Raw genomic sequence first — 24,039 nt, forward strand, 5'->3', positions numbered from 1 at the left:
AAGCTGAAAGGAGGAGTATGTGATGAGAGCTGCACAAATTTTGGAGCATAGAATGCCACTTCGTATTGGAGAGGTGCCTGACCCAACTCCAGGACCAACGGATGTCATCGTACGTGTAGAGGCATGCGGCGTATGTCGAAGTGACTGGCATGCATGGATGGGAGACTGGGCCTGGATTGGATTAAGTCCGCAATTGCCGATCATCCCGGGGCACGAGCTAGGGGGAGTAATCGAGGCTGTTGGCAAGGACGTGAAAAACTTCCGTCCAGGTGATCGTGTGACAACTCCTTTCCATGAGGGCTGCACTCACTGCTCTAATTGCCTGAGTGGTCATTCCAATCGATGCGACAACCTGGCGATCTTTGGGTTTAGCTACGATGGTGCTTATGCAGAGTACGTGAGAGTGCCAAATGGAGATTTTAACCTCATTCGCCTCCCTGATGAAGTGGATACGCTGACTGCTGCTGCAATCGGTTGCCGATACATGACAGGGTATCACGGAGTTCTGCGTGGAAATGTACAGCCTGGAAATTGGCTTGCGATTCATGGAGCAGGCGGTGTTGGCTTGTCGGCAGTGCAGGTGGGGAATGCGGTAGGTGCGATGGTGATTGCAGTTGATGTGGATGATGCCAAGCTTGCCAAAGCAAAGGAAGAGGGGGCAGTTGCAGTTGTAAACGCCCGGAAAGAAAACGTAGTAGAAGCGATCAAGGAAATTACAAAAGGGGGCGCTCATGCATCCATCGATGCCCTCGGAATTCGGGAAACGATTCTCAATTCGGTATTAGGCTTGCGCAAAGGCGGTCGACATGTGCAAATCGGCTTGACGACAAAGGAAGAGGGAGGCATGGTCGACCTGCCCATCGACGCGATTACAGCGATGGAGCTGGAGATTGTCGGCAGCATCGGAAATCCACACTCTGCCTATGACGGGCTGTTGGCTTTGATCGCGCAAGGCAAACTGAATCCAGGCTCGCTTGTTTCAAAACAAGTCGCTCTTGATGATGTATCGGGTATCCTGGACGACATGACCAACTTTCAAACGTTTGGCTTTAACGTCATTACGAAATTTAGATAATAATGGAGAAAAAGTCGGCAAAATTGTCGGCTTTTTCTGTATGCAAAAAAGGCTTCCTCTTCACGCTTGCTGAGGAGAAAGCCTTTTGCCTCATTTATATAGAACCGTGTTTATAATCTACCAGTGTAGTGTGTTCTACTGCACCATTTTCGCGAGCCATCAAGTAGTGAAGCCGTGCGTCCGCCATAACCACTAGCTGTCCATCATCTGTGTAGCCTCCGATGGGACCATGTGAAATAGCTAACATGATTGCGCCGTCCGGGGAAACAAAAGGCTCATGGATGGCCCCTGCGGATTCACAAGTATAGTAACCTGCATACCCCTTGTCATCTCCTTCATCATAATAAAAACCGCCTTCGATAATGAATGCTTCTGTGTTATGAAGATGCCAGTGCACCGCAGCTTTTATACCCGGATCTACCTTTAGGAGCATCGTAAAATTGCCGGAGACGAGATCACAGAAAAAGAGTTTGAAATAAGTACCAGGCATGAGCCAGTCAGTCCACGGAATCCAGTCGGGATTAATAAAATCGCGCCGTTCTCCCTTAGGTGTCAGTCCCGGATTTTGCATCCAGTACATAGGGTTGAACTTCTTTGTTTCATTAGGATTGATTGACATGTGAATCGCCCTCCTGTAATCGTTTTCAAAAGCATGATGTCATCGTATCTGGGCGATCTTACAATAGTCTTACAAAATGAGCCTGATTTCTTCAATTTTTGGCCTGCTTCTTTTATTGGACAAAAGAAGTTATAATTTTCTGTAATATCAAATGATTTGTTCGGTGGAAGGAGCGGTCATGATGAAGATTTTCGAATCCAAGCTGAGTCCCCCCGAGATGAGAAAATGTCTTACTCGTGAGCGGCTGTTCCAATTCCTTGATCAGCATCTACATAAAAAAGTGATATCGATCACGAGTGAGGGGGGCTACGGGAAAACAACACTCGTTTCCAGCTATGTACGCGCGAAAAAGCTAGCAGCGGTGTGGTATCGGCTGGAAGCGTCTGATCGCGATCCTCTTGTTTTTTTATCGTATCTGAATGCGGGACTACTGACACATGGAGAGGGGCGTCATAGAGGTGATGTGCAAAAAGCAGCGCAATTACATGATCTGGCACAGCTATGTGAAGAGGTGATCGAGCGGCTCGAAGCAGTCAACGATCGGCTGCTGATTATTTTAGATGACTACCATAATCTGAAAGAGAATGAGGAAGTAAGGAAACTAATGATAGATTTACTTCGGTCCGCTTCACCATACGTCACTTTTATTTTGAACGGTCGAATGAAGCCTGATTTGCCTCTCATACCTCTAAAATTGCGTCAGCAGCTAGCAGAATTATCCTCGCAGGATTTAGCATTTACAAAAGAGGAGACCGAGGTCTTTTTTCGAGAGCTGTTTGAGCTGAATGTATCTGCAGAGGAAATACTCTTGATTCTCCAAAAAACGGAAGGCTGGGCAGCGAGTCTCGTGTTACTGTGGGATGTGCTCAAAAACTTAAATGAACGCCAGCGAAAGCAATTTATTACACACATGGATATCACCGACGATATTTACAGTTACTTAGTGACGGAGGTTTTGGGGCAGCAGTCAGAGGAGCTTCAGCGTTTTCTCCTACATACAAGTCTGCTTGAAGAACTAGACCCTGTCATTATCAACCGTTGGCTTACGATCACGGACGCTCAAAAAAAGCTGGATCACTTACAGGCACATCATCTGTTTTTATATAAGGATCATCGCGGCTTATTTCGTTACCATCAGCTGTTCAAGGCGTTTTTGTACCAGCATTTAAAAGGAGAGCTCACGCAGCTTGAATTGAATCAGAAGCATGCCAGACTAGGAGAAATCTATGAGCAGAATCACCTGCTGCTACGGGCATTTGTCCATTACACATGGGGCAATGAATATGTGGAGGCAGCTCGACTAATGCGAACCATGGTGAATCGTTATCGGCCAGATTGGTTTCTACATGTAGTTGATGGTGCATTAGAGTCCTTATCCCCGGAGCATTCCCTAGCGACGACAAGTCTTTTTTTGTTCCGCTGTGTTCCGCTTGAAGCATTGGAGCCGCTTATTCCAGTGTTAGAGGAAAGCATTGATCGCCATCAGCATAGCAGCACGATCGTAGCCCAGCTTCAGCATCGCTTAGCGAATATTCTGTTTTATCGAGGAGACCTCGAGCGTGCGCTGGTTTTCTTTCATTCTTCTGCAGCTACGGCTGAGCAAGTCCACGATTATGCACTCGTCGCTTTGAATTTGTCGATGGCTTCGCAAGTATATCGCTTGCAGGAGTACCATGACGACGCCATTCGTTATGCACGCCAATCTCTATCATACTCGGAGCAACATGCGATACCGCCACATGTGCTGATGCACGGACTGTGGAATTTGGCAGAGGTGTTGTTAGAACGAAAAGAGACTGAGTCCGCTGAAATCTTCATTATACAGGCAATGACAGTTTCAGAATCATGCGATGAGGCATCCAAGGCGTTTCCGTACAGCTCGATGGGGAAGTTTTACAGACAGCGCAAAGACTATGAATTGGCCGTCGAGTGGGGACAAAAAGCAGTAGATCATGCTGCGCGATTTTCCATAGATACAGATATGGGTTGGGCGAGCAAGGAGCTGGGTATCACCTATTTGCATACCAGGCAGTTTGATTTGGCAGAGCAATACCTACGAGCAGCACAGCAATCCTTTCGAGCTTATAAGTACCTGCACGAGATCATGGGAAAATGGTTATATACATTGACTCGCAAGCAAAGCACGGATTCCCGGGCAGAGACAGATGGAGCTGTAATGCCCCCTCAACAGCTTTACGTTCAGGCATTAGGAGAGCTGCACATTAAGAGAGGTAACAGGCAGATGAAAATAGCTAGAAAAACGAGTCTGTACTTATTCCTTCTCTTACTGACCCATCGTGGCAGCAAGCTTACCAAAGATTACATCATCGAACAATTGTTTCCTGAGGATGAGTGGGCGGCGGCTCAAAACAAGTTTTACGTGTCGTTGTCCATTTTACGCAAAAGCTTGGAGCCAGAGCTTGAGTACGGTCGCAAGTCTGCTTATGTGAAGCAGCAGGGGGACAACTATTTTTTATGCATGGATAGCATTTCGGTGGATACAGATGATTTTTTGAAAGGGGCCATGGGTAAAGAGTCAGGAACGGCTCAGCCACAAATTGATCAGCTTCTACAGATAGAATCCTGCTATCGGGGTGATTTTGCCAGAGATTTTCCGTTCCAATCGTTTCTTGCCATGGAAAGGGAGAAGCTGCGTGCTTGTTATCTCCAGCTTGTCGAACGGATTGCCAGACACTTTTGGGAAAGTCGTCAATTTGATCAAGGAATGTACTTCTATGACAAAATATTGACGGTTGATCCATACTGCGAGCATATTTATCGTGAGTATACAGATCGGCTGCTAGAGGAAAAGCTCGTCATCAAAGCAAAGAGTGTGTATGACAAAGCCAAAAAACATATGGAAGAAGAGCTAGGAATTCCGTTAAAGCTGGCATCTTTTAACGACCGAATACAAAATCCTGTAAGAAAGAAATGAGGAAATGTAAGACTCTTGTAAGAACTACTCGGTACCTTTGAAAGCGTTATCAATACGCTTGATGAAGGGACTGACTAAGATGAGTACATTGAAAGGTCAAGTAGCGGTAGTAACCGGCGGTGGAAGTGGGATTGGCAAAGCTATCTCTCAACAGCTGGCTGAGCAGGGCGCACATGTATGGGTCACGGACATTCAGGAGGTATCTGCCACCCGCGTAGCAGAAGAACTCAGCCAAAATGGGAACAAGGCTTCTGCGTATCGATTGGACGTAACCGATGCTGAGGGCGTTAGAGGATTCTTTGAGCAAGTGGACCAAGAATGTGGACGTGTCGATATTCTGGTCAACAACGCAGGAATCGCTGGCAATCCGTCCTTGCTCGTGAACATGAAAGACGAAGAATGGATGAAAATGTTCGATATTCACGTAAACGGCTCCTTTTACTGCCTGCGTGAAGCCGCCAAGCGTATGATTCGCCATAACTATGGCCGAGTCATTAACATGTCTTCTCTGGCAGCTGTAACCTCGCTGGCAGGCTTTGCCCATTATGGAGCAGTCAAATATGCGTTGGTTGGCTTAACCCAGGCTGCAGCAAAGGAGCTAGCTGCCTATCAGATTACCGTCAATGCAATTAAACCTGGAGTCATACGTTCTGCTTTAACCGAAGGGATATTGGCCATGGCAGAAGAACGACTGTCTGAGGCAACTCCTGTGAAAAAAATCGGCAGCCCTGAGGATATTGCCAAAGCCGTATTGATGTTTGCACAGACTGACTCGTCTTTTGTTACGGGCACGTCTCTGGTCGTAGATGGTGCTTTTAGCCTGATGAATGAAATGGATCGTGTGATGCTGGATGCCTTGCAGCAGTAAGGGATTTCCTTCTCTCTTGGATGTGTGAACCCGTTTTTGCTGTTTAGCCGTTTCGTGATCTAAACAGCGTGAATACCCTAATAGGGTTAAGAACGGCTCACGACATCGTGTACAGGGGGAGAGGGATGGATCAGTACTTGGTAAAGCCGTGGCTCGTCAGGGGGGGGAATGAAGCTGTCTCTGCTGACTGGGATGTGTCTGTACCACCCGAGATAGATGAACTAGCAGAACGTGTTATGGGGTATTACGACATGTACGTGAGCGAGCGAGTATTAATTACCTCTAAGCCAGATAAAGGCGGGGCTATTTGGCGAATCGAAACGGACAAAGGGAGTCGCAGCTTGAAATTGCTGCATCGGAGCCCGGAGCGAAGCTTGTTTAGTGTCGGTTTTCAGGAATATATCGTTAACCAAGGCGCGCGAGTACCCAGGTTGATTCCTGCAAAGGATGGAAAGCTGTTCGTCGAAATGGGCGGGAAGCTGTGGATCGTCACGGATTGGATCAGCCTCCAGCCGGCAACAAAGGTTGATTTGATTGGTGCCCAGGAGCTGTGCTACGGCCTCGGTGAGTTTCACCGTCATTCAAAAGGGTATGTCCCTCCTGCAAATGCCAAAAATTCATCGCGCTTATTCCGCTGGCCCGCTTACTACCAAAAAATTGCCAAAAAAATTGGCTGGATGCGTGATATGGCAGTTGCGTATGAAGATGCGATCGCTAGTCGCTCCATTTTGGCAGTCGTGGATCAATACCAGCAGCAAGCGCTCGATTCGTTGGCAAAACTGAACGAATCTGCTTACGCAAATATGGTGGCTATGGGAGAACCCTACTGGGGACTCGTGCATCAGGACTACGGCTGGTCAAATGGGCAGAATGGACCTGGGGGGCTATGGGTAATTGACCTTGATGGCGTAGCCTATGATCTGCCATTCCGGGATTTACGAAAATTGATCACTAGCACAATGGATGACATGGGCGTCTGGGATGTAAGCTGGATGAGGGGAATGATTGAAGCCTATCATCAGGCCAACCCGCTGGATGCCGAGTCCTATGATCTACTGTTGAATGACATGGCGATGCCAAATGAGTTTTACAAGCACTTGAAGGAAATGTTTTTTGATCCCGTCCAGTTTTTGAATACAGAAGCAGAAGGCATTTTGCAGCGCGTAGTTGCAACCGATCAATCCAAGTCACAGGCATTGGCAGAATTAGCCCAGAATCGGAGCCTATATCAATCCGGGAATTATGAAAGCGTGCAAGAAGCTCGCCTGACACAGCCTGCTTCTTCAGAGAGAGTCGTGGAGGCAGGCAACTGGCAACTGCAGTCACAGGGATCAGAAACTGTAGCGTGGGAAGAAGGAGTCATTGAGGAAGAGTCTGGTGAGTCTGAAATGGCGTTGCCAGAAGAAGTGGCTTTTGTAGAAGAGGCGGTTGAGTTAGAGATCGCGTTACCAGAAGAGATTACTTTTGCGGAAGAGACAGTCGAGTTCGAGGTAGCAGTACCGGAAGTAGTTTCTTTCGAGGAAGAGGCAGTCGAGTTCGACATAGCACTACCGGAAGTAGTGGCTTTTGAGGAAGAGGCGGTCGAGTTCGAGGTAGCAGTACCGGAAGCAGTTGCTTTCGAGGAAGAGGCGGTCGAGATCGACGTAACGCTGCCAGAAGAATTGTCTATTGAAGAAGAGGCGGTCGATCTTGATATAGCAGTACCGGAAGTAGTTTCTTTCGAGGAAGAGGCAGTCGAGATCGACGTAGCAGTACCGGAAGTAGTGGCTTTTGAGGAAGAGGCGGTCGATCTTGATATAGCAGTACCGGAAGTAGTGGCTTTCGAGGAAGAGGCAGTCGAGTTCGACGTAGCAGTACCGGAAGTAGTGGCTTTTGAGGAAGAGGCGGTCGAGTTCGACGTAGCAGTACCGGAAGTAGTGGCTTTTGAGGAAGAGGCGGTCGAGTTCGACGTAGCAGTACCGGAAGTAGTTGCTTTTGAGGAAGAGGCGGTCGAGTTCGACGTAGCAGTACCGGAAGTAGTTGCTTTTGAGGAAGAGGCAGTCGAGTTCGACATAGCAGTACCGGAAGTAGTTGCTTTCGAGGAAGAGACAGTCGAGTTCGACATAGCAGTACCGGAAGTAGTTGCTTTCGAGGAAGAGGCAGTCGAGTTCGACATAGCCCTACCAGAAGAGGTGACTTTTAAAGAAGAGGCGGTCGAGACCGAAAAAGCTATACCAGAAGTAGTTGCTTTCGAGGAAGAGGCAGTCGAGACCGCAAAAGCTATACCAGAAGTAGCTGCTTTCGAGGAAAAGGCAGTCGAGTTTGACATAGCCCTACCGGAAGAAGTTGCTTTTGAGGAACAGGCAGTCGAGTTTGACATAGCCCTACCGGAAGAAGTGGTCTTTGAGGAAGAGGAGGTCGAGACCGAAAAAGCTATACCAGAAGTAGTTGCTTTCGGAGAAGAAGTTGTCGAGTTCGACGTAGCCCTACCAGAAGTAGTTGCTTTCGAGGAAGAGGTTGTCGAGTTCGACATAGCCCTACCAGAAGTAGTTGCTTTTGAGGAAGAGGCACCCTTCGACTCAAGCTTAGCCGAGAAAAAAGAAGTTTCTTCTCAAGAACCGCCAACACGTTCCTATATAGTTCAGCCGTTAGAGAAAACCATTCAAAAATCACCGGTTTTCTCAAGCTTGGTTCCATCTAGTCCACCAAAAAGAAAAGAGTCCATTGACGTTCGGCCAATCGCCAGTATCGAAGCACAAACCGACAACCAGCAATCGCAGATCGTATCTATCAGTAAGAAATCAGGGAAATCCCGAACCTTCTCAGTACGTGTCGAAGATGATTCAGTAAAACCAAAGCAAAAGAAGACAGCAAAAGAAGAAACGATAAAACAGGCGCAACCTAAACCTAAACCGGTGCAAGTCGAAGAAAATTTGCTCAAAGTCAAACCTAAGACCACATCCCAAGTTGAGAAATCAGCAGTAGCAAAAGAAAAAGTAGAATCGGCGGAAGGTAAGTCGGAAAAAACACCAAAGAAATCAAAAGACAAAGCGAAAACAATCTCCATCGTAAAAGAAAAGAAGTCCACAAAAACAAGGAAAAATGTAGACACGGAATCCAAGCCAGTTGTTAAGCGTGCAAAGGTGGAGGATAGGGACCAGGAAATGACTGAGAGTGTGCTTGAATCAAACGAGAGCACGCCTGAACAGCAAACGACCACAACAAGGAGTAAGCAAAGAAAAAGTAATAGCAAAAAAACAGCTCGACCGTCTTCGGGAATCTCCAATGAGAATTCTATGGCTTCGGGGCTGCAAAAGAAAAATACAAGCAACAAGCAGAAAACGGTTCGAAAGAGAGGGACACCTGCGAAGCGGAAAAAAGTGGTACATCCAAAAAGGTCCCCCATCACCACAAACAATCCGATTTTAAAAGTCTCTCCACAGCAAACCAGTATCGTAAAAGCAAGAAAGCAAGAACCAGCAAAGCAAGCCCGCCCGGCCAACAAGCTAGGAAAAAAACAAGCTGCCGCTTCCAAAAAACAAGCTTTTTCAAAAGTTCCAGCACCCGTGCAGCGGACGAAGAAACGTCAGCCAGAGAAGCTGCGAGCTAGAAAAGGGAAGAAAATTGCGTAATTGAAAGAAAAAAATAGGATGGTCTTTAGCCATGACAGCTTTTAGCCTCGAACGGTCTTTTTCATGTTCAGGGCTGGAGCTGTCATTTTAATCTCGATCGACGACGGTCATAAGCGGAAGGGAACTAAGCCATCTAAATCGAAAAAGTACTTGAAACATCGTTTATTACAAAACATGGCTGGAGGTTCATGTGAGCAGTCATCGTGCAAATTCAAATACATCTGCTATTCATGTACTCAGTAAGGTATCAATTGCTCTAAGTGAAACGCTCAGTCTGGATAAGCTATTGTACAAAGCAGTGGCCCAATGTATTGAAATATGCAGCTTTGATGCAGCAGTAGTTTATTTTCTTGAGCCTTCAGGTAATTATTTTGAAGCCCAACATTTCTATGGGATTCGATACGAATCAAGCGAGCAGTTAAAAAAATTGCCGACTGATTTTATCGGCGGGATTGTCATTAAAAATGGTAAGACAATTGTTACAGAAAATTTGGCGCAGCATTATCAGCAGCGCCCACAACTCGAAGACTTCCAATCCCTTATCTCCGTACCGATCAAAGCAAGAAAGGAAACCATTGGCGTGTTAGATGTATTCACTAAGAATCACCGTGATTTCTCACAGGAGGACATTTCATTAGTCGAATCGATTGGTTTGCAAATAGGTGTAGCTAGTGAAAATGCGAAACTGTTTGAATCCGTGGAGAATGTGACGACAAAGCTAAGGGAACTGGTCACTCTCAATCAGCGCATTGCTTCCTGCTTAAACGTAGAGGCACTCATCCAAGTACTGACGACGGAATTAAGTTGTGTTTTTAAAGCTGATATCCTTTTTTTAAGTAAAAATGACAGTCCAATACTTCAGGTAAACGCCTCTAACCAATATGAAGGTTCCCAACTCACCTCTGATTCTCTCATAGAAAATATGCTGCTACAGGAACCAAATAAGATACATCATTACAAGCGAAGGCAGACCCAACAAGACCTGGATGCAGTCTTTGAGAGATTTGAGATCCAGCGAGCAGAGTTTATCAATTTTTCATACAGAGCAAATCTGCACTGTCTGATCATCGCAAAAGAGCAATGTCACCAATGGACGATCGCCGAGCAGGAAGTGATGGAAGGAATTACGAAAACGATTTCATTGGCATTGACGAATAGCTATCTATTTCTTGAGGTTGAAAAAAGCAGAGAACGCAACTCGAATCTGCGTGCGCTTCAAACTTCTGCTCAGGAAAAAGAACGCCAGCGAATCGCAGGCGAAATCCATGATTCGATCAATCAATCTCTGTCTGGACTTTATTTCCATTTGCAATATTGTCGCGATGAAATCGAGCATTCTCCAGAAAAAGTAAAAGCTATTTTGGATAAGTTGCTGTCGATCACCAAGGATAACATTAATGAACTCAGACAAATCATTCACGACCTGCATCCATTGGCAATCCAAAAATTCGGATTTGTTGGGGCAGTGGACGAATTGGTGAAAACCTGCTCGATGCAAGAGATCATGAAAATCAAGCTGTCTGTCGTAGGTCAACCTGTCAGGTATGAGCCGGAGATCGAGATTCAGTTATACCGTGTTCTACAGGAATGCATGAATAATGCGCTAAAGCATTCAGAAGCAGGAGAAGTAATGATCAGCATGAATTTCGAGCTCGCCAGGTTGCGCATCATGGTCGAGGATGACGGTGTAGGGTTCGTTCCCTCCGAGCAGCTTAGCGATAATCATGCCTACGGAATCATGGGGATGGAAACGAGGATTCGAGATATCGGAGGCACGCTGTCTATCTTCAGCCAACGTGGAAGGGGGACAAAAGTAGAGATCACACTGTAAAAGAAACGGGTACAAGGGGGAAGATAGCTTGAGTGTGACGCGGGTATTTATCGCAGATGACCATAACATTGTTCGCGAAGGCTTGCAGCTATTGTTTAGTACGTCTCCATTTCAAGTTATAGGGGAAGCGTCAGATGGCGAGTCGGCCTTACGCAAAATTTTGATAGACTTGCCGGATGTAGCTATTCTCGACTTGAATATGCCTGAAATGGACGGTATTGAGGTAACGAAGCGTATCAAGGAGAAGGCTCCCGAAATTAAGGTAATCATTCTCACCATTTATACAGAAGAAAAGTTTTTGGTGGAATCGATGCTCGCAGGGGCGGATGGTTACGTCTTGAAAACAATTAACAAAAACGAGCTCTTTTACGGGATTGAAGAAGTTTGTAGAGGTCAAAAGTACATCGATGGCAATCTCATGCAGCGCGCGTTTTTTCAAGTCATAAGAGGGGAGCAGAAAGATTCGGTTTTGACAGATCGAGAGCTGGACGTCCTGAAACTGATGGCACGTGGGAAGACAAACAAAGAAATTTCTTCGGAGCTGTACATTGGCTCAGATACAGTGAAAGAGTATGTGACTGCCATTATGAAAAAGCTGGATAGCAAAAATAGAACGGATGCAGTTGCCAAAGCGATCCGCAATCAAATTATTTTATAACGTCTAGTGAATGGAAAAACTGGTAATGTGAGAGGAGTATTTACATGGGAGCATGGGGATACAAGGCATTAGAAAGTGATGAAGGCTTGGATGTAGTCGATTTCTTAGAGGATTTTATACAAAATCATTCGAATGCAGGTCATATTCAACTATCTGAAATCGTTGCTGCGATGAAAAATAGTGGCTTTTTTGGAGAGACTTATGAGGAAATTGACTTTTTCTACGACACCTGTGCAATCGCACTTACAGAGCTCTATACCATGTATCTTGATAATGGGGAATTTACTAATTTGGAAAGTGTATCTGGAAAAGTAAGTTCATTCACAGCAGACGAGGGAGCGCTTACGTTTTTATTACGCTATTTAACAGATATCAGAGATGAAGTTCCGGAATCGGATGATACAAGAGAAATTATCGATTTATGGCGTGATTCCGAGAGCTGGGCAGAATGGAAAGCCAACCTGGAATTTCTGATTGCGAGAGTTGAAAAAGAACTCAGCCATTTTTCAAAAACTACCTAGAGAACAAACAACCTAAGGAGCGTTAGACATGGCACGTGTTTTATTTATTAATGGTGGATCAGAAGGTCATATCAATCCAACTGTTGGGGTAGTTCAAGAGCTCATCTCGCGTGGGGAAGAGGTCGTGTACTTTACGATAGAAGCTTATCGAGAACGTATGGAAAAGACGGGAGCTACTGTACGCACTTTTGACGGTCAAAAATTTATTAAAGCGTTCATTTCAGGTGGAAGAAATTATTTACTAGAAAGAGTCAACGGTCTTTTACTTACGGAAGATATCGTCATACCTAGCGTTCTTGAACAGATCAAAGGAGAGCATTTTGATTACATCATCCACGATTCCATGTTTGGGTGTGGGCGGTTGCTGGCCCAGATTCTGCAGCTTCCCGCAATAAATTCTTGTACTTCTTTTGCGCAAACAAAGGAATCATTTGATCAAGAGCTGGAACGATTTTTTAATGAAACCCCTACTGAAATCGTGAGGCCAATCCAAGATCAATTTCATAGCCTTACAAAAATGGTTAAGGAAAAATATGATGTGGAGATCTTTTCTCCTTCTGAGGTTTTTTGTAATCCTGCACCACTTACCATTGTTTATACGACCAAGGATTTTCAACCTTTTGGAGAAACATTCGACCAATCGTACAAATTTGTAGGTCCATCCATTTCAACTAGATACACACAGGAGTACTTCGACTTTACTGCACTCAAGGGAAACAGTCCGATTTATATTTCACTTGGTACCGTCTTAAACCAATCGATCGATTTCTATAAGCTTTGTTATCAAGCATTGGGGAATACGGACCATACTGTTGTCATGTCCATTGGGGATAAAGTTCACATTTCTGATTTAGGAGAAATCCCCGCAAACTTCATCGTAAAAAGCTATGTTCCTCAAATGGATGTTCTAACATGTACGAAATTATTTATTACGCATGGTGGAATGAATAGTACCAATGAAGCTCTCTATTTCGGGGTTCCGCTGGTCGTAATTCCACTAAGTGCGGATCAACCAATCATTGCGAGGCAAGTGGCGAATATCGGAGCAGGTGTGACACTGCAAATGCAGAGCTTGACTTCAAGTAAACTACGTGAAACCGTAGAGCATGTGTTAAACCACCCATCTTTTCAGATAGCTGCTGCAAATAGTAGCCAATCCTTTCAAAGCTCAGGTGGGTATCGTCAAGCGGTTGATGAGATTTTCGAATTGAAACGTCAATATCATATCTAACTGAAAGTAGATCTAGTGTAGCGGTAGTCTTGGACATTCGTTTCTTGTCGAAGGACTGCCGCTTTTTATGTTGAAAAATCCCCACTCGGGGAGCATGAGAACCATTTTAGGGGGAGGAAAGGTTGCAGGATTCTTTGTAAAGTAAAGTTATCCACATAAAAGAAACGGGATAGTGCTCCCGTATTAACAACAGTTGAAACCGATTACATAGGAGGGTTACACGCATGAACTACCGCAATCAAGTTAAAACCAAACTGAATATTGGCGAAGAATTGTTGTATTTGAGCATGCAGGATGTAATAGATACCGGCATTACTGTAAAAGAAGTAATCGAATTAACCGAACAGGCAATGGTTTCTTACAGTACAAAGAAAGCGGAAATGCCAGCAAAAATCGGGCTGCATCCACAGCCGGACTCATTGATGCACGCGATGCCAGCGTATTTGCCAGATCAAATGGCGTGCGGGATTAAGTGGGGAAGTAATTTTCCGACGAATCGGGAACGTTTTCCGGACCTAACACCAACGAATTGTCAGATCATTTATAATGATCACGAAACAGGACTTCCCCTCGCATTTATGGATGCTACATGGATCACAGAAGTGAGGACCCCCGCCGTAACGCTAGTCGCTGCCAAATACATGGCCAGTCCGGATGCCACTACGTTTGGGATGTATGGATGTGGTATCCAGGGTAAGGCTCACGTCAAAATGATCGAGCATGTACTGCCCAAGCTAGAAAAAATTTATGTATTTGATGTTTTCGAAAAAGCGATGGATGACTTAATAGAACGCTGCCAGCCTCATGTTCATGCCGAAATCATCAAGGCATCCTCCTACGAGGAGGTAGCAAAAAGGTGTGAAGTCATTGCATCAGCGATCCCTATCCACCATCATCCCAACCCTATGGTAAAAAGCGACTGGATATCGAATGGACAAACATTAATTACATGCGACTGCCACTCTGTTTATGAGGACGCCGTTTATAAAAGGGCGGATGTTTACACAGTAGACAGTGAGGAGCAGCATCGCCTGTTGGAAACATATGGGTATTATCCTTGGGGGCTTCCCACGATTCATGCAGAAACGGGCGGAGTTGCTGGCGGAATTCATCCTGGTAGAACGACTAAAGATCAATTGATCGTATCCAACAACGTCGGTATGGCGGTAGAAGACATGATCGTGGCAAGAAGAGTATTTGACAAAGCCTTGGAGCTCGAAATTGGCCTTAGATTGCCCTTGTGGAAACGAACAAACTAACTTTTGGTGAAAGGAATGGATTCTGATGATGGACCCCCGAGAAATCAATTTATCCGATCCGAAATGGCTTCCAGGTGAAAAACCAATCGTGAAAAACGTTCGAGCGGCTGCTAGCTCTGATAATGCTGTTGTCACACATACGATGCTGAAAGTCATGCAGGAAGGCGGAAATGCGGTAGATGCTGCCATCGCTGGGTGCATGGTTCAGGCAGCAATTGAGCCTTTTATGACCAATCATGCTGGAACCGTTACATTCCTCTTCTACCATGCCAAAGAAGAGAAGTACTACCAATTAGATTCGACAGGTACATTCCCGGCAGATTTGCCTGCCCATATGCCTGTACCCCAAGGGATGGGTCCATATGCAGGAATTCCGCCCCGTTCAGTCATTCCTGGTTTCATGCCTGGCTTAAAAGCCATTCATGAGAAATTCGCAACAATGGCTTGGGACGCACTCTGTGAAGACGCAATCTGGTGGGCTGAAAACGGACACCACGTCTCCGATTTTGAGCACGAAGTCAACCTGTTTGGTGAAGACTTCGTTACCTTCTTCCCTGAGGGGCGAGCCTTTTATATGCCAGACGGAAGATTTCCCCGCATAGGAGAGCGATTTGGATCGCAAGACATGGCCAAAACCTTGAAAAAAGTCGCGGAAGAAGGCCCAGACTACATGATTACGGGTGAATGGGCAGATGAATTTATAAAAAAAGCAAACGAGCTTGGCTGGATGATTACGAAGGAGCATATGACGGAAACTCCTGCAAGATGGATTGAGCCGATCCGCTTTGCAGTAGGCGAGTATGAGATCGTTTCCCTTGCCCCACCACAGCAGCAGGGTGTCTTTATTGCTCTGGTCCTAGTGATATTAGAGAAGGTGGGTATCAGGGATGTACAGCCTTACTCAGCGGAGCATATCTTTTATATGGGCCACGCCTTAAAAATGGCGCAATACATGTGTGGCTATTGCCAAGACCCGCACGTTATGCAAACGAGTAGTAGCTCCTTTTTGGATGAAGGATTGCATGTGTCACTTGCGAGCTTGATCAAAGGAATGAAGCCGCAGGTAGATTTGACCAGTCATACAGCCTTTACAACCGGATTCGGAGGTGGTTCGCCGTTTGTAGATAGCATGACTGGTGGGAAAATGCCAACGGCGAGGCAAAACAGTCACCATGACCAACCGTCAGGCAGCTGTGAGCTAAGCATCGTGGATTCAGAAGGAAACTGGGTCCAAATGATGAACACGCTCCAGTCAGGTGGCATCCCCGGACAGGTAGTCAAAGGTATTCCGATGGTTGGCTCGCACGCACTTCCTAATGTCCAAGGCAGCCCGATGCAGTATTACCAAATCAAAGGCGCAAGAATGAGAACTGTTATGGGGAATACAATGGTACTAAAAAATGGGAAACCGATTTTACAGCTCGGCTCTCCTGGTAATGTTCATGTTACTGTTCCATAGGTTTTGTGTAACCTTTTGGTCTTTGGCATGGAGCCGTACGAAGCGATTCGTGCTCCACGCATGCTTGCTCTGCAAGAGGGAGGGTCGCTTCTCATTGAAGACCGAATACCCGAGAATGTACAAATGGATTTGCTTTCGCTTGGCATTCGGATGAAGGTTTCCGGCGTTTGGGACTATCATATGGGCTCTTTTCAGATTTGTTACCTCGATCAAAAAACGAACGAGCTTTGCACGATTGCAGATCCGCGAAGATGCGGTGTTGCGGATGGTATGAGATAAGTGGTATTTAGAGAATAAATACAGCGAAATATATGGATTAAAAACGACCAGCAGCTGAGAAGTAAATTGAAAGAGGAAACGAAGAAAAGCCCGAAATCGATTCGGGCTTATTTCGTTTAGAGGAATAATCAGGAAGCTTGTGCCCTGCGGGAAGCACCTTGAAGGTAAAGGAGTGAGCAGGCAATCGCAATAAGGATGACGATAGACATACCCCAAAAAATGTTGCTGTACGCTTGAGCTATGGGAAGCTCCTTCTGCCAAACCAGAGCAGTAGCGGTCATTGCCACTCCGAAACCGCCACTGAAAAATTGGAGAAGCTGAAATAGTCCAAGTCCAGAGCCAATTTGGGAAGGAAGCAAAATTCTTGACATTTCATTGGAGATGCTGCTTGAAAGAAACGTAAATGCGATACTCATCAGCATATAAATAGACATGACAGCGAAATACGAAATGTGTTCAAACAAAGCGAACAAGACTACAGACATTAGGAAAAGCACAGGAATATAGCGGATAATAGGTGAATTCCCTCGCAAATCAATGACTTGACCCACATATCGGGACAGAATCATAGCTAGTAATGAGCCCGGGAACAGTACGAGCCCTACATTAATAGCACTCAGATGGTATTGGTTCACCATAATTTGCGGGATCAGAAAAAGGGTAGAAAAGCTGCATAAATACGCTGCGATACCAACGGCTGCAAGTGTGAGATACGACCGATTAAGAAATAAGGACGGGAGTACAAAAGGATCCTTCGCCGACCGGATATTCACGATAAACAGGGCAAGAGCGACTAGGCCGATCACCAGCGCGATCCATGAACGATTCGTTAAAAACAGGAGTGTACCCGTTGTGCCTACTCCGATAAAGATGGCGCCCAGCACATCGAAAGAGCCTTTCCGGGCATTTTCTTTCGGAATTAATGATAAATACAGTGGCACGAGAAGTAATGTCACAGCAGTCACAATAAACAAGGTATGCCAACCTGAAAACTCAACAATAGCTCCACCGATAACAGGGCCTAAACCAAGTCCCAACGAAACTGCGGACATAATCACTGCCATCGCTTTTCCACGTCGTTCTGTTGGAATGTAGCGGGCGAGTAATACCATAGATAAGGCAGGTATTGAGCCTGCTCCAGAAGCTTGAATGATGCGGACGATCAGGAGCATGATGAAGCTGTTGGTGAACAAGCCAGCGATAGATGCAAGACTTAAGGATAAAATTCCAATTAAGTATAAACGACGTATAGGAACGAAGTCCGACAGTCTGCTGTACGTAATCGATGATATGGCAAAAACAATCGAATAGCCGGTTACAATCCACGAGGTCGAAGAAGGTGACAAGTGGTAAGCCGCGGCTACATCTGGCAATGCCAAGTTAAACATCATGGTATTCATGATGACAAGTACGATTGTGATTCCTAGCAGTAGAATAGCAGGGCCTTCCCTTAGCGGCACTCTTTCTGGCGTGTGGGTTTGAATTTGCGGAGTGGCCATTTTTATATACCTCGCTTCTTTTCTTATTTCGATTGTTATCGAACAACAGAAATATAACATGCGTTTCGTTCATTTGCAATCATTTTGAATCAACTCCAGCTGTGACAACTGTAAAAGAAGGGGGAGGTGAGTTTCCATTCGATAATTCGATTGTTATGGAAGAATAGGATTAACGCTAGTCCTGTGATAATATATAAAGGGAAGGTATATCAAGTCAGGGAGGCGCTACCATGAAAATACTCCATCACCCGGACAGATCCGAAATTCATTTGTCTTCCGTGCTCTATGCATTAAGTGATCCTGTACGGCTATATATTGTGTCTGAAATAAAAAAAGCGGGTGAGCGTACTTGCGGAGATATGTCCGTTCCCGTAGCCAAATCGACGTTGTCTCACCATGCTCGAACTCTCAGAGAAGCAGGGATCGTAAATGTTCGCGTCCATGGAACACAGCGTCTATTATCTTTGCGAACAGAAGACCTTGAATTTCGCTTTCCAGGCTTGCTGAACGCCATTCTGGATGCTTTTGAATCTTCTTTCGAAAAAGATCAGTTCTTGAATTCATGAGACCGAGTGGATTTACCTGAAAGCCCTCCTGCTAGAAAAGAGCCAACTAACGTTGCCGTTACATCAATGCTGGCAAGCAGCTCTGGTTGGCTCTTTCTTAGCAGGAGAGACTTCAATGATAAGGGTGGCGATAACCCTATGAAAGATGCGTTAATGGAGAGATTGAAGATTTTCCTTCATCGGGAGGATAATAGCACACTAGTAGGAATTCCGGCGAGCGAGGAGGAAATTGCTAAGGCACAGCAGCAGCTAAATGTAAACTTTCACGAGGACTACGTGCATTTTATCCGGACATTCGGTGGAGCATATGCAGGTCTTGCGGTGCATGCATTTTCTAATGCCTCTAGTCTCGGAAATGAAACGGTTGTCGATTTGACGCTGGGGTTCCGAGAGCAATTCAAGGAACTTCCTTTTGCAGAGGTGTTACAATCCAATTATGTCATTTCCATGGATGGTTCAGGCGATCCGATTTTCATCAATTCGGCAGGAAAGGTTTTCATCTGTTATTACGATTCCGGGGAGATCAAGTTGTTAGCGGATTCATTCGAGGATCTGATCGAGGATAATTTTTTTGAATGGTGAGTAATCCCATTTGGTAGACAATCTGCCTATGGCGGCGGTTCTGGAAATAAGCAAAAGAAGGTTAGCGGAAAAGCGCCACGGCAGATTTTTTACCAATATTAGGTCTTCCTGGCAACAATGAAATATTCTTGAGAACTTTTCTTTAAGCAATCCGATTCGACAATTGAAAAATTCGCTTCCTCAATTGTATCCACTAAATTACGTATTTTAAATGATCTTATGCTCGGCACTAAACCAACCCTACCTGCAAAGAATAACAAGTTTCTTAGAAATATCTTTTCGCCAATGCATGGTGTTGCTGAAATCAATAATCCTCCTGGTTTCAACAATTCATTCATTCTTAGCAGGGCAATATGCACATCCTCCAACAAATGTAGAACATGAAAGACCAGGATGGCATCAAATGATCCTTTCTTATACCTTTCATCAAAAATGGTTGAATGAGCATAGTTTAGGTTTGAAATGCTTCGCTCTTTTGCTTTTTTCTCTGCAATTTCTATCATAGTAGAAGATATATCAATCGCATGAATCGTTTTCACATATTCTGCAATTTCGTTTGAGATCAATCCAGTCCCACAGCCGTAATCCAAAACAATGTCGTTTGTTTTGAGGTATGTTTTCGTTCTTTTTATGATGTCGATGTATGTCTGTTCATCCTGCATCTCTATTTGATCATATTTACTTGCAGTTTTGTCCCAATACCTCTCCGATTTATTCAATTCAGTTACACCTTCTTTTCTAGTGCCTTCATCTTATTTGGATACAAAATCCTGTTCCACGCGGTTAAATCCTTTAATGATTAGCCATACAGCCAGAGCCAATTGTTGAAAGGCTATTGGAATGTTAAGCATCATGTAAGTTGAATCTAGACCGATAAAACGAATCATGAATAATAAGCTTGCCAATATGGACAATGTAGACCCAATCAGACCTAAAACTGACAACCACTGTGGAACTAACTTTGTTTGGTAAAATATGCAGGTAAACAAGAGCATAGCCAATACAAATGCCAGCGTCGTTGCGACATGGTTTACCAAATCCCGTCCTTCCCGTAACAATCCACCAAGGGTCTGAAAATAAGATACATTCAGTGTTCCACCTTTTGCAAATTCGTGGCTTACTGTCAATAACAGCAAAAGAATGATTACACCAATAATAATGAACACACCGGCAATGATTCCGAAAGCAGCAGAGCCAAGAGCTAAGCCTTTATGATGCTTACTTAAAATCGGATACAAAAAAATGGGAATTCCTACATATGCAGCAACCATTAACAACTGGAAAAACGCTCCTATAAGTACCTGATTTTCATTTATAGATGCCTCGACAAGGTAGTCTGCCCCATCAATAACAGGAACAACACTAAGTATACCTGTAACCAACCCGGTTAGTAATAACACCCCAGTAATTACTGCAGACCTTCTGCCTGAATTTGTACTTTTCCCGAGCATGATTAGCCTCCTTATCATATCTTCATTTGGCGGATGTTTACGGGACGTGCTAGGAGGTGATCTCCTAATTAAAGTATATTTCACAACATGCAAAATAAGCTATACATCATCTAATTGAAACAGATGGACAGCAACAACCTATCGAATGATGGCATCAGGGATATGGGGCCAACGCATGAGCAACAGAAGCGTTCCAATCACATGCTTGATACTCGGCTTGACCGATGACTGGAAAGTAGTTATTATAGACATATATAGTCTTTAATTGAATTGTTTTATTAAAAAGAAGGATATTAAATATCTGTTATATCAGATTTCTTGAATAGATTTGTGTGGGAGGAAATCACTCAAAAATAATCCTGGTAGTATTTTAATCATAGGGGGTCAGTGAGGATGGAAAACATTTGGAACGAGCGTTTTAACTCAGAAGAATATTACTACGGGGAAGAACCGAACGTATTTATTCAACAACAAGCATTTCGATTAGAACCACGTCAAAAAGTTATTGCGTTTGCAGAGGGGGAAGGTCGAAATGCTGTTTTTTTAGCAAAAAGAAATCTGGAAGTGACAGCCATTGACTATGCGGAAAGCGGTCTGCAAAAAGCAAAAAAGCTAGCTCAGAAGCATGGTGTTGACATACACACCCAAAAAATTGATCTTATGGTTGAGGATGTGGCGAGTGAAGAATACGATGCCGCTATTATGGTATTTGGACATTTTCATAAAAACGCCCAGACCATGGTTCTTAATAAAATGAAAAAGTCGATAAAGCCTAAAGGAATTCTCATGCTTGAGGTATTCTCCAACGAACAATTAAAGTATGGTACTGGTGGACCGCCAGAACTTGAAATGCTATATGAACCAAAAGATATACTAGCTTGGTGCGAAGGTCATGAGGTGATTCATTTTTTCTATGGCGAGCAAGAACGTGTGGCAGGAAAGGTGCACAATGGATTAGCTCATGTCATTCAGCTTGTACTCCGAAAATAAAGAGATTCTTCGTTCCTCTCACCAAAAAGAGGACACGACAGGATTGAGCCTTGACCCGCGAGAAGACACTTAGAGTGCTTCTTCCCTTATTAAGCTTCCTTGACAGACAGAAGCGCCGAGGCTAGGATAAAGCATCATGTTCTAAGAACCGGAGAAGGGGAGAAGCGTCTTGCAGGAAATCAGCGTTACGGATCTTAACGCTTCATTGGAAAAAGAGCAATCATTTGCCGTGTTTGTATATACACCGATGTGTGGTACATGCAAGCTGGCAGAAAGGATGCTTGGGGTGACTAGTGAAGCATTGCCTGCTATCTCGATTTATAAGCTCAATATCAATCTTGCGCAGGGACTGGCAGAACGTTTTATGATCACGAGTGTACCAGCACTTTTGTTATTTCAAAACGGCAAGCTATTAGAGCGGCATTTTGCCATTCAATCGGTCGGCTTTTTGTACGAGGTGCTGAAGCCTTTGGCATAGACGTACACCTAATTCCTTCACTCTGAATAACATAGAAGAGAGACATTGTGTGAAGGAGGAGGCGCGCATGCAAATCCATGTGGTGGAAAGCGGACAATCCTTGTCCAGCATCGCGGAAACATACGGTACAACCCCAGCGGCGATTCAAGAAGCGAATGATTTGCCGAACCCGGATGATCTCGTCATCGGACAGGCGATGGTGATTCCGATCGTAGGCAGTTACTATTGGGTCAGGCAAGGAGACACGTTGTATACGATTGGGCAGCGATATCAAATTAGTGCTGCCGAGTTAGCCAAGGTGAACGGCATCTCGCAATATCGGCCATTGCAAGTCGGGCAAAGACTCTACATTCCACCTCGCCCGAGAAGAGCAGCAGACTTTAATGCGTATGCAGAGCCTAGGCGCACGGTATCGCCCGAGCTGGAAGCTGATGTTCGTCAGGCGGCACCCCATCTTACGTACTTGGCACCCTTCAGCTTTCGAATCAAGCGTGATGGAACACTCCAGCGACCTGCGCTGAACGATTTTCAGGCGATCGCAAAAAACAACCAGGTCGTTTTGATGCTCGTCGTGACGAATTTGGAAAAAGATCAGTTCAGCTCAGAGCTGGGCGGTCTCATTCTAAATAATGAGGAGCTGCAAAACAAGCTGTTGGATACGATAATCCAGACGGCGCGAGAGCTAGGCATGGGAGATATCCATTTTGATATGGAGGCCCTGCCCGCACAGGATCGGGACGCGTATATTCGCTTTTTGCGAAAAGCTCGGGACCGGGCACATGCGGCGGGTCTTATGATGTCCGTCGCTGTAGCTCCCAAAACGAGCGCGGAGCAACAGGGCAAATGGTACGCAGCTCATGACTATAAAGCGATTGGCGAGATTGCCGATTTTGTGGTCATTATGACGTATGAATGGGGATACAGCGGTGGTCCGCCGATGGCTGTCTCACCGATCGGGCCGGTTCGCAGAGTATTGCAGTACGCTTTGACGGAAATGCCTGCCGAAAAAATCATGATGGGTCAAAATTTGTACGGATACGATTGGACGCTGCCTTATCAGCCGGGAACGACAGCAAAAGCACTGAGTCCACAAGCGGCAATCGCTTTAGCTGCTAAGCAAAATGTGCCGATCCACTATGATTACCGTGCTCAAGCACCGTTTTTTGAATATACGGACGATCAGGACAAAAAGCATCAGGTCTGGTTTGAAGATGCCCGTTCTATTCAGGCGAAGTTCAATCTGGTTAAACAGCTAGGACTTCGAGGTGTCAGCTATTGGAAATTGGGTTTGCCATTTCCGCAAAACTGGCTTCTTATCGAATCCAACTTTCGGGTACGGAAAAGAGCATAGATGCAAGGCGTACAATCCACGGGCTTGTACGCCTTTTTTTCGCCAGGAGAATCATGGTATGATGGCGTAAAGCCTATCATGAATGAGGGGGACGGATCATGGGTGAGTGCAAGCTTGATCATAGTGTAGAGGATGTACATAAAAAGCTGGTAGAACAAGCTCCTTTTTTACCCAGCTCGCGGGTGGAGCAGCTGCAAGCATTATTTCAAACAGAATTGTCGCAGGATAGCCTCAACAAATGGTTCCACCTGCTGAAAAAGTACGATTTGGCGAGTCCAGAGGAGCGTTTAAAGCGTGAAGAAGAGATGGACCAGCTGCTAGGCTAAGCTAGACGTGATCGACAAGCCGCAATCTGGCTCAGTCGATTCGTTTGCGACCTGCAAAGCCTTCATGAAGACCGTGATAATGTGTAATCGCGTCTTCGCCGGCGCGCCAGCACAGCAGGACTTCCTCGCCGCCCATCATCGCTGGAAAGTCGAATAACCCGATGTCAATATCCTTGACCTGGATTCCTTTAGAAATCAGCTGCGTGATATGCATTTGGGCTTCCAGCTCCATAAATTCGAGACGGCATTCCAGCGTAAACAGCTCTTGTTCATCGAGGGGCTGTTGCCTTTTTATCTGCTCACGCTTCTGGTAGAGATTATAGAAAGAGCGCTTCGCTTCCTGTAAAAAGGAGAGCTCTTCGCGTATATACGGTAGCAGATCATTGGCTTCTTCTAGCGTAAACAGTTTTTTGGTCAAAGAAAACACCTCCTATCTCTATTATACTAGCA

21 protein-coding genes and 1 pseudogene are annotated in these 24,039 nt (G+C 45.2%); 17 read left to right on the plus strand and 5 right to left on the minus strand.

Going from position 1 to position 24,039, the window contains the following annotated elements:
* Nucleotides 1–22: 22 nt before the first annotated feature.
* Nucleotides 23–1,075: a zinc-dependent alcohol dehydrogenase family protein gene (locus tag C3B52_RS12195; protein WP_103106355.1), complete on the plus strand. Its 1,053-nt coding sequence runs from the start codon at nucleotides 23–25 to the stop codon at nucleotides 1,073–1,075.
* A gap of 94 nt (nucleotides 1,076–1,169) precedes the next feature.
* Here the strand turns inward: C3B52_RS12195 and C3B52_RS12200 are convergent, their stop codons facing one another.
* On the minus strand, nucleotides 1,170–1,694 hold the full coding sequence (locus C3B52_RS12200; protein ID WP_103106356.1) for a 2,4'-dihydroxyacetophenone dioxygenase family protein: 525 nt from the start codon (nucleotides 1,692–1,694) through the stop codon (nucleotides 1,170–1,172).
* 181 nt (nucleotides 1,695–1,875) lie between these two features.
* Between C3B52_RS12200 and C3B52_RS12205 the strand changes: the two genes are divergently transcribed.
* The 10 genes and pseudogenes from C3B52_RS12205 (at nucleotide 1,876) to C3B52_RS38185 (ending at nucleotide 16,346) form a co-directional block, all read left to right on the plus strand.
* Nucleotides 1,876–4,629, plus strand: coding sequence for a tetratricopeptide repeat protein (locus C3B52_RS12205; protein ID WP_164684765.1), 2,754 nt, complete (start codon nucleotides 1,876–1,878; stop codon nucleotides 4,627–4,629).
* A 79-nt stretch (nucleotides 4,630–4,708) separates the two neighbouring features.
* A complete protein-coding gene (locus C3B52_RS12210) occupies nucleotides 4,709–5,497 on the plus strand; it encodes an SDR family NAD(P)-dependent oxidoreductase (protein ID WP_164684766.1) in 789 nt (262 codons plus the stop codon).
* A 125-nt stretch (nucleotides 5,498–5,622) separates the two neighbouring features.
* Nucleotides 5,623–6,756: pseudogene (locus C3B52_RS38180) on the plus strand (CotS family spore coat protein); the annotation flags it as partial.
* A 2,542-nt stretch (nucleotides 6,757–9,298) separates the two neighbouring features.
* Complete coding sequence (locus tag C3B52_RS12220; RefSeq protein WP_103106360.1) at nucleotides 9,299–10,939, plus strand: GAF domain-containing sensor histidine kinase; 1,641 nt, start codon at nucleotides 9,299–9,301, stop codon at nucleotides 10,937–10,939.
* Between the two features lie 34 nt (nucleotides 10,940–10,973).
* Entirely contained in the window at nucleotides 10,974–11,597 is a 624-nt protein-coding gene (locus tag C3B52_RS12225; RefSeq protein WP_235615693.1) for a response regulator, read from the plus strand.
* A gap of 44 nt (nucleotides 11,598–11,641) precedes the next feature.
* Nucleotides 11,642–12,118 carry a DUF4259 domain-containing protein gene (locus tag C3B52_RS12230; protein ID WP_103106362.1) on the plus strand — a complete coding sequence of 159 codons (477 nt, stop codon included), beginning with the start codon at nucleotides 11,642–11,644 and terminating at the stop codon, nucleotides 12,116–12,118.
* A gap of 28 nt (nucleotides 12,119–12,146) precedes the next feature.
* Nucleotides 12,147–13,349: a macrolide family glycosyltransferase gene (locus tag C3B52_RS12235; RefSeq protein ID WP_103106363.1), complete on the plus strand. Its 1,203-nt coding sequence runs from the start codon at nucleotides 12,147–12,149 to the stop codon at nucleotides 13,347–13,349.
* Nucleotides 13,350–13,573: 224 nt separating this feature from the next.
* Entirely contained in the window at nucleotides 13,574–14,608 is a 1,035-nt protein-coding gene (locus C3B52_RS12240; protein ID WP_103106364.1) for an ornithine cyclodeaminase family protein, read from the plus strand.
* Between the two features lie 25 nt (nucleotides 14,609–14,633).
* Nucleotides 14,634–16,067: a gamma-glutamyltransferase gene (locus C3B52_RS12245; RefSeq protein WP_103106365.1), complete on the plus strand. Its 1,434-nt coding sequence runs from the start codon at nucleotides 14,634–14,636 to the stop codon at nucleotides 16,065–16,067.
* A 15-nt stretch (nucleotides 16,068–16,082) separates the two neighbouring features.
* Nucleotides 16,083–16,346 (plus strand): gamma-glutamyltransferase, encoded by a 264-nt coding sequence (locus C3B52_RS38185; RefSeq protein ID WP_103106366.1) that lies wholly within the window; start codon nucleotides 16,083–16,085, stop codon nucleotides 16,344–16,346.
* A gap of 128 nt (nucleotides 16,347–16,474) precedes the next feature.
* Here C3B52_RS38185 and C3B52_RS12255 read toward each other — a convergent pair whose 3' ends face one another.
* Nucleotides 16,475–17,845 (minus strand): MFS transporter, encoded by a 1,371-nt coding sequence (locus C3B52_RS12255; protein WP_103106367.1) that lies wholly within the window; start codon nucleotides 17,843–17,845, stop codon nucleotides 16,475–16,477.
* Between the two features lie 230 nt (nucleotides 17,846–18,075).
* Here C3B52_RS12255 and C3B52_RS12260 point away from each other — a divergent pair, with 230 nt between their 5' ends.
* Together C3B52_RS12260 and C3B52_RS12265 are read left to right on the plus strand one after the other, a co-directional pair.
* Nucleotides 18,076–18,411 (plus strand): ArsR/SmtB family transcription factor, encoded by a 336-nt coding sequence (locus C3B52_RS12260; RefSeq protein ID WP_103106368.1) that lies wholly within the window; start codon nucleotides 18,076–18,078, stop codon nucleotides 18,409–18,411.
* A 138-nt stretch (nucleotides 18,412–18,549) separates the two neighbouring features.
* On the plus strand, nucleotides 18,550–18,993 hold the full coding sequence (locus C3B52_RS12265) for an SMI1/KNR4 family protein (RefSeq protein ID WP_103106369.1): 444 nt from the start codon (nucleotides 18,550–18,552) through the stop codon (nucleotides 18,991–18,993).
* A gap of 98 nt (nucleotides 18,994–19,091) precedes the next feature.
* Here the strand turns inward: C3B52_RS12265 and C3B52_RS12270 are convergent, their stop codons facing one another.
* Nucleotides 19,092–19,712, minus strand: a complete 621-nt coding sequence (locus C3B52_RS12270; RefSeq protein WP_103106370.1) for a class I SAM-dependent methyltransferase — start codon at nucleotides 19,710–19,712, stop codon at nucleotides 19,092–19,094.
* Between the two features lie 33 nt (nucleotides 19,713–19,745).
* Nucleotides 19,746–20,444, minus strand: coding sequence for a DUF4386 domain-containing protein (locus tag C3B52_RS12275; RefSeq protein WP_103106371.1), 699 nt, complete (start codon nucleotides 20,442–20,444; stop codon nucleotides 19,746–19,748).
* A 393-nt stretch (nucleotides 20,445–20,837) separates the two neighbouring features.
* On the opposite strand from C3B52_RS12275, the gene C3B52_RS12280 reads away from it, so the two are divergent.
* The 4 genes from C3B52_RS12280 to C3B52_RS12295 all read left to right on the plus strand — a co-directional run bounded on the left by C3B52_RS12280 (nucleotide 20,838) and on the right by C3B52_RS12295 (nucleotide 23,589).
* Nucleotides 20,838–21,434 (plus strand): class I SAM-dependent methyltransferase, encoded by a 597-nt coding sequence (locus C3B52_RS12280; RefSeq protein WP_103106372.1) that lies wholly within the window; start codon nucleotides 20,838–20,840, stop codon nucleotides 21,432–21,434.
* A 169-nt stretch (nucleotides 21,435–21,603) separates the two neighbouring features.
* On the plus strand, nucleotides 21,604–21,912 hold the full coding sequence (locus tag C3B52_RS12285) for a thioredoxin family protein (RefSeq protein ID WP_103106373.1): 309 nt from the start codon (nucleotides 21,604–21,606) through the stop codon (nucleotides 21,910–21,912).
* 67 nt (nucleotides 21,913–21,979) lie between these two features.
* The gene (locus C3B52_RS12290; protein WP_103106374.1) at nucleotides 21,980–23,263 is read left to right on the plus strand and encodes a LysM peptidoglycan-binding domain-containing protein; all 1,284 of its coding nucleotides are present in this window, start codon (nucleotides 21,980–21,982) and stop codon (nucleotides 23,261–23,263) included.
* Between the two features lie 98 nt (nucleotides 23,264–23,361).
* Nucleotides 23,362–23,589 carry a 50S ribosomal protein L7ae gene (locus tag C3B52_RS12295; protein WP_103106375.1) on the plus strand — a complete coding sequence of 76 codons (228 nt, stop codon included), beginning with the start codon at nucleotides 23,362–23,364 and terminating at the stop codon, nucleotides 23,587–23,589.
* A 31-nt stretch (nucleotides 23,590–23,620) separates the two neighbouring features.
* On the opposite strand, the gene C3B52_RS12300 is transcribed toward C3B52_RS12295, so the two are convergent.
* Nucleotides 23,621–24,007: a DUF2203 domain-containing protein gene (locus C3B52_RS12300; RefSeq protein ID WP_103106376.1), complete on the minus strand. Its 387-nt coding sequence runs from the start codon at nucleotides 24,005–24,007 to the stop codon at nucleotides 23,621–23,623.
* Nucleotides 24,008–24,039: the final 32 nt, after the last annotated feature.

Origin of the sequence: Brevibacillus reuszeri (genome assembly GCF_002897295.1) — a bacterium.
Classification (GTDB): Bacteria; Bacillota; Bacilli; order Brevibacillales; family Brevibacillaceae; genus Brevibacillus; species Brevibacillus reuszeri_A.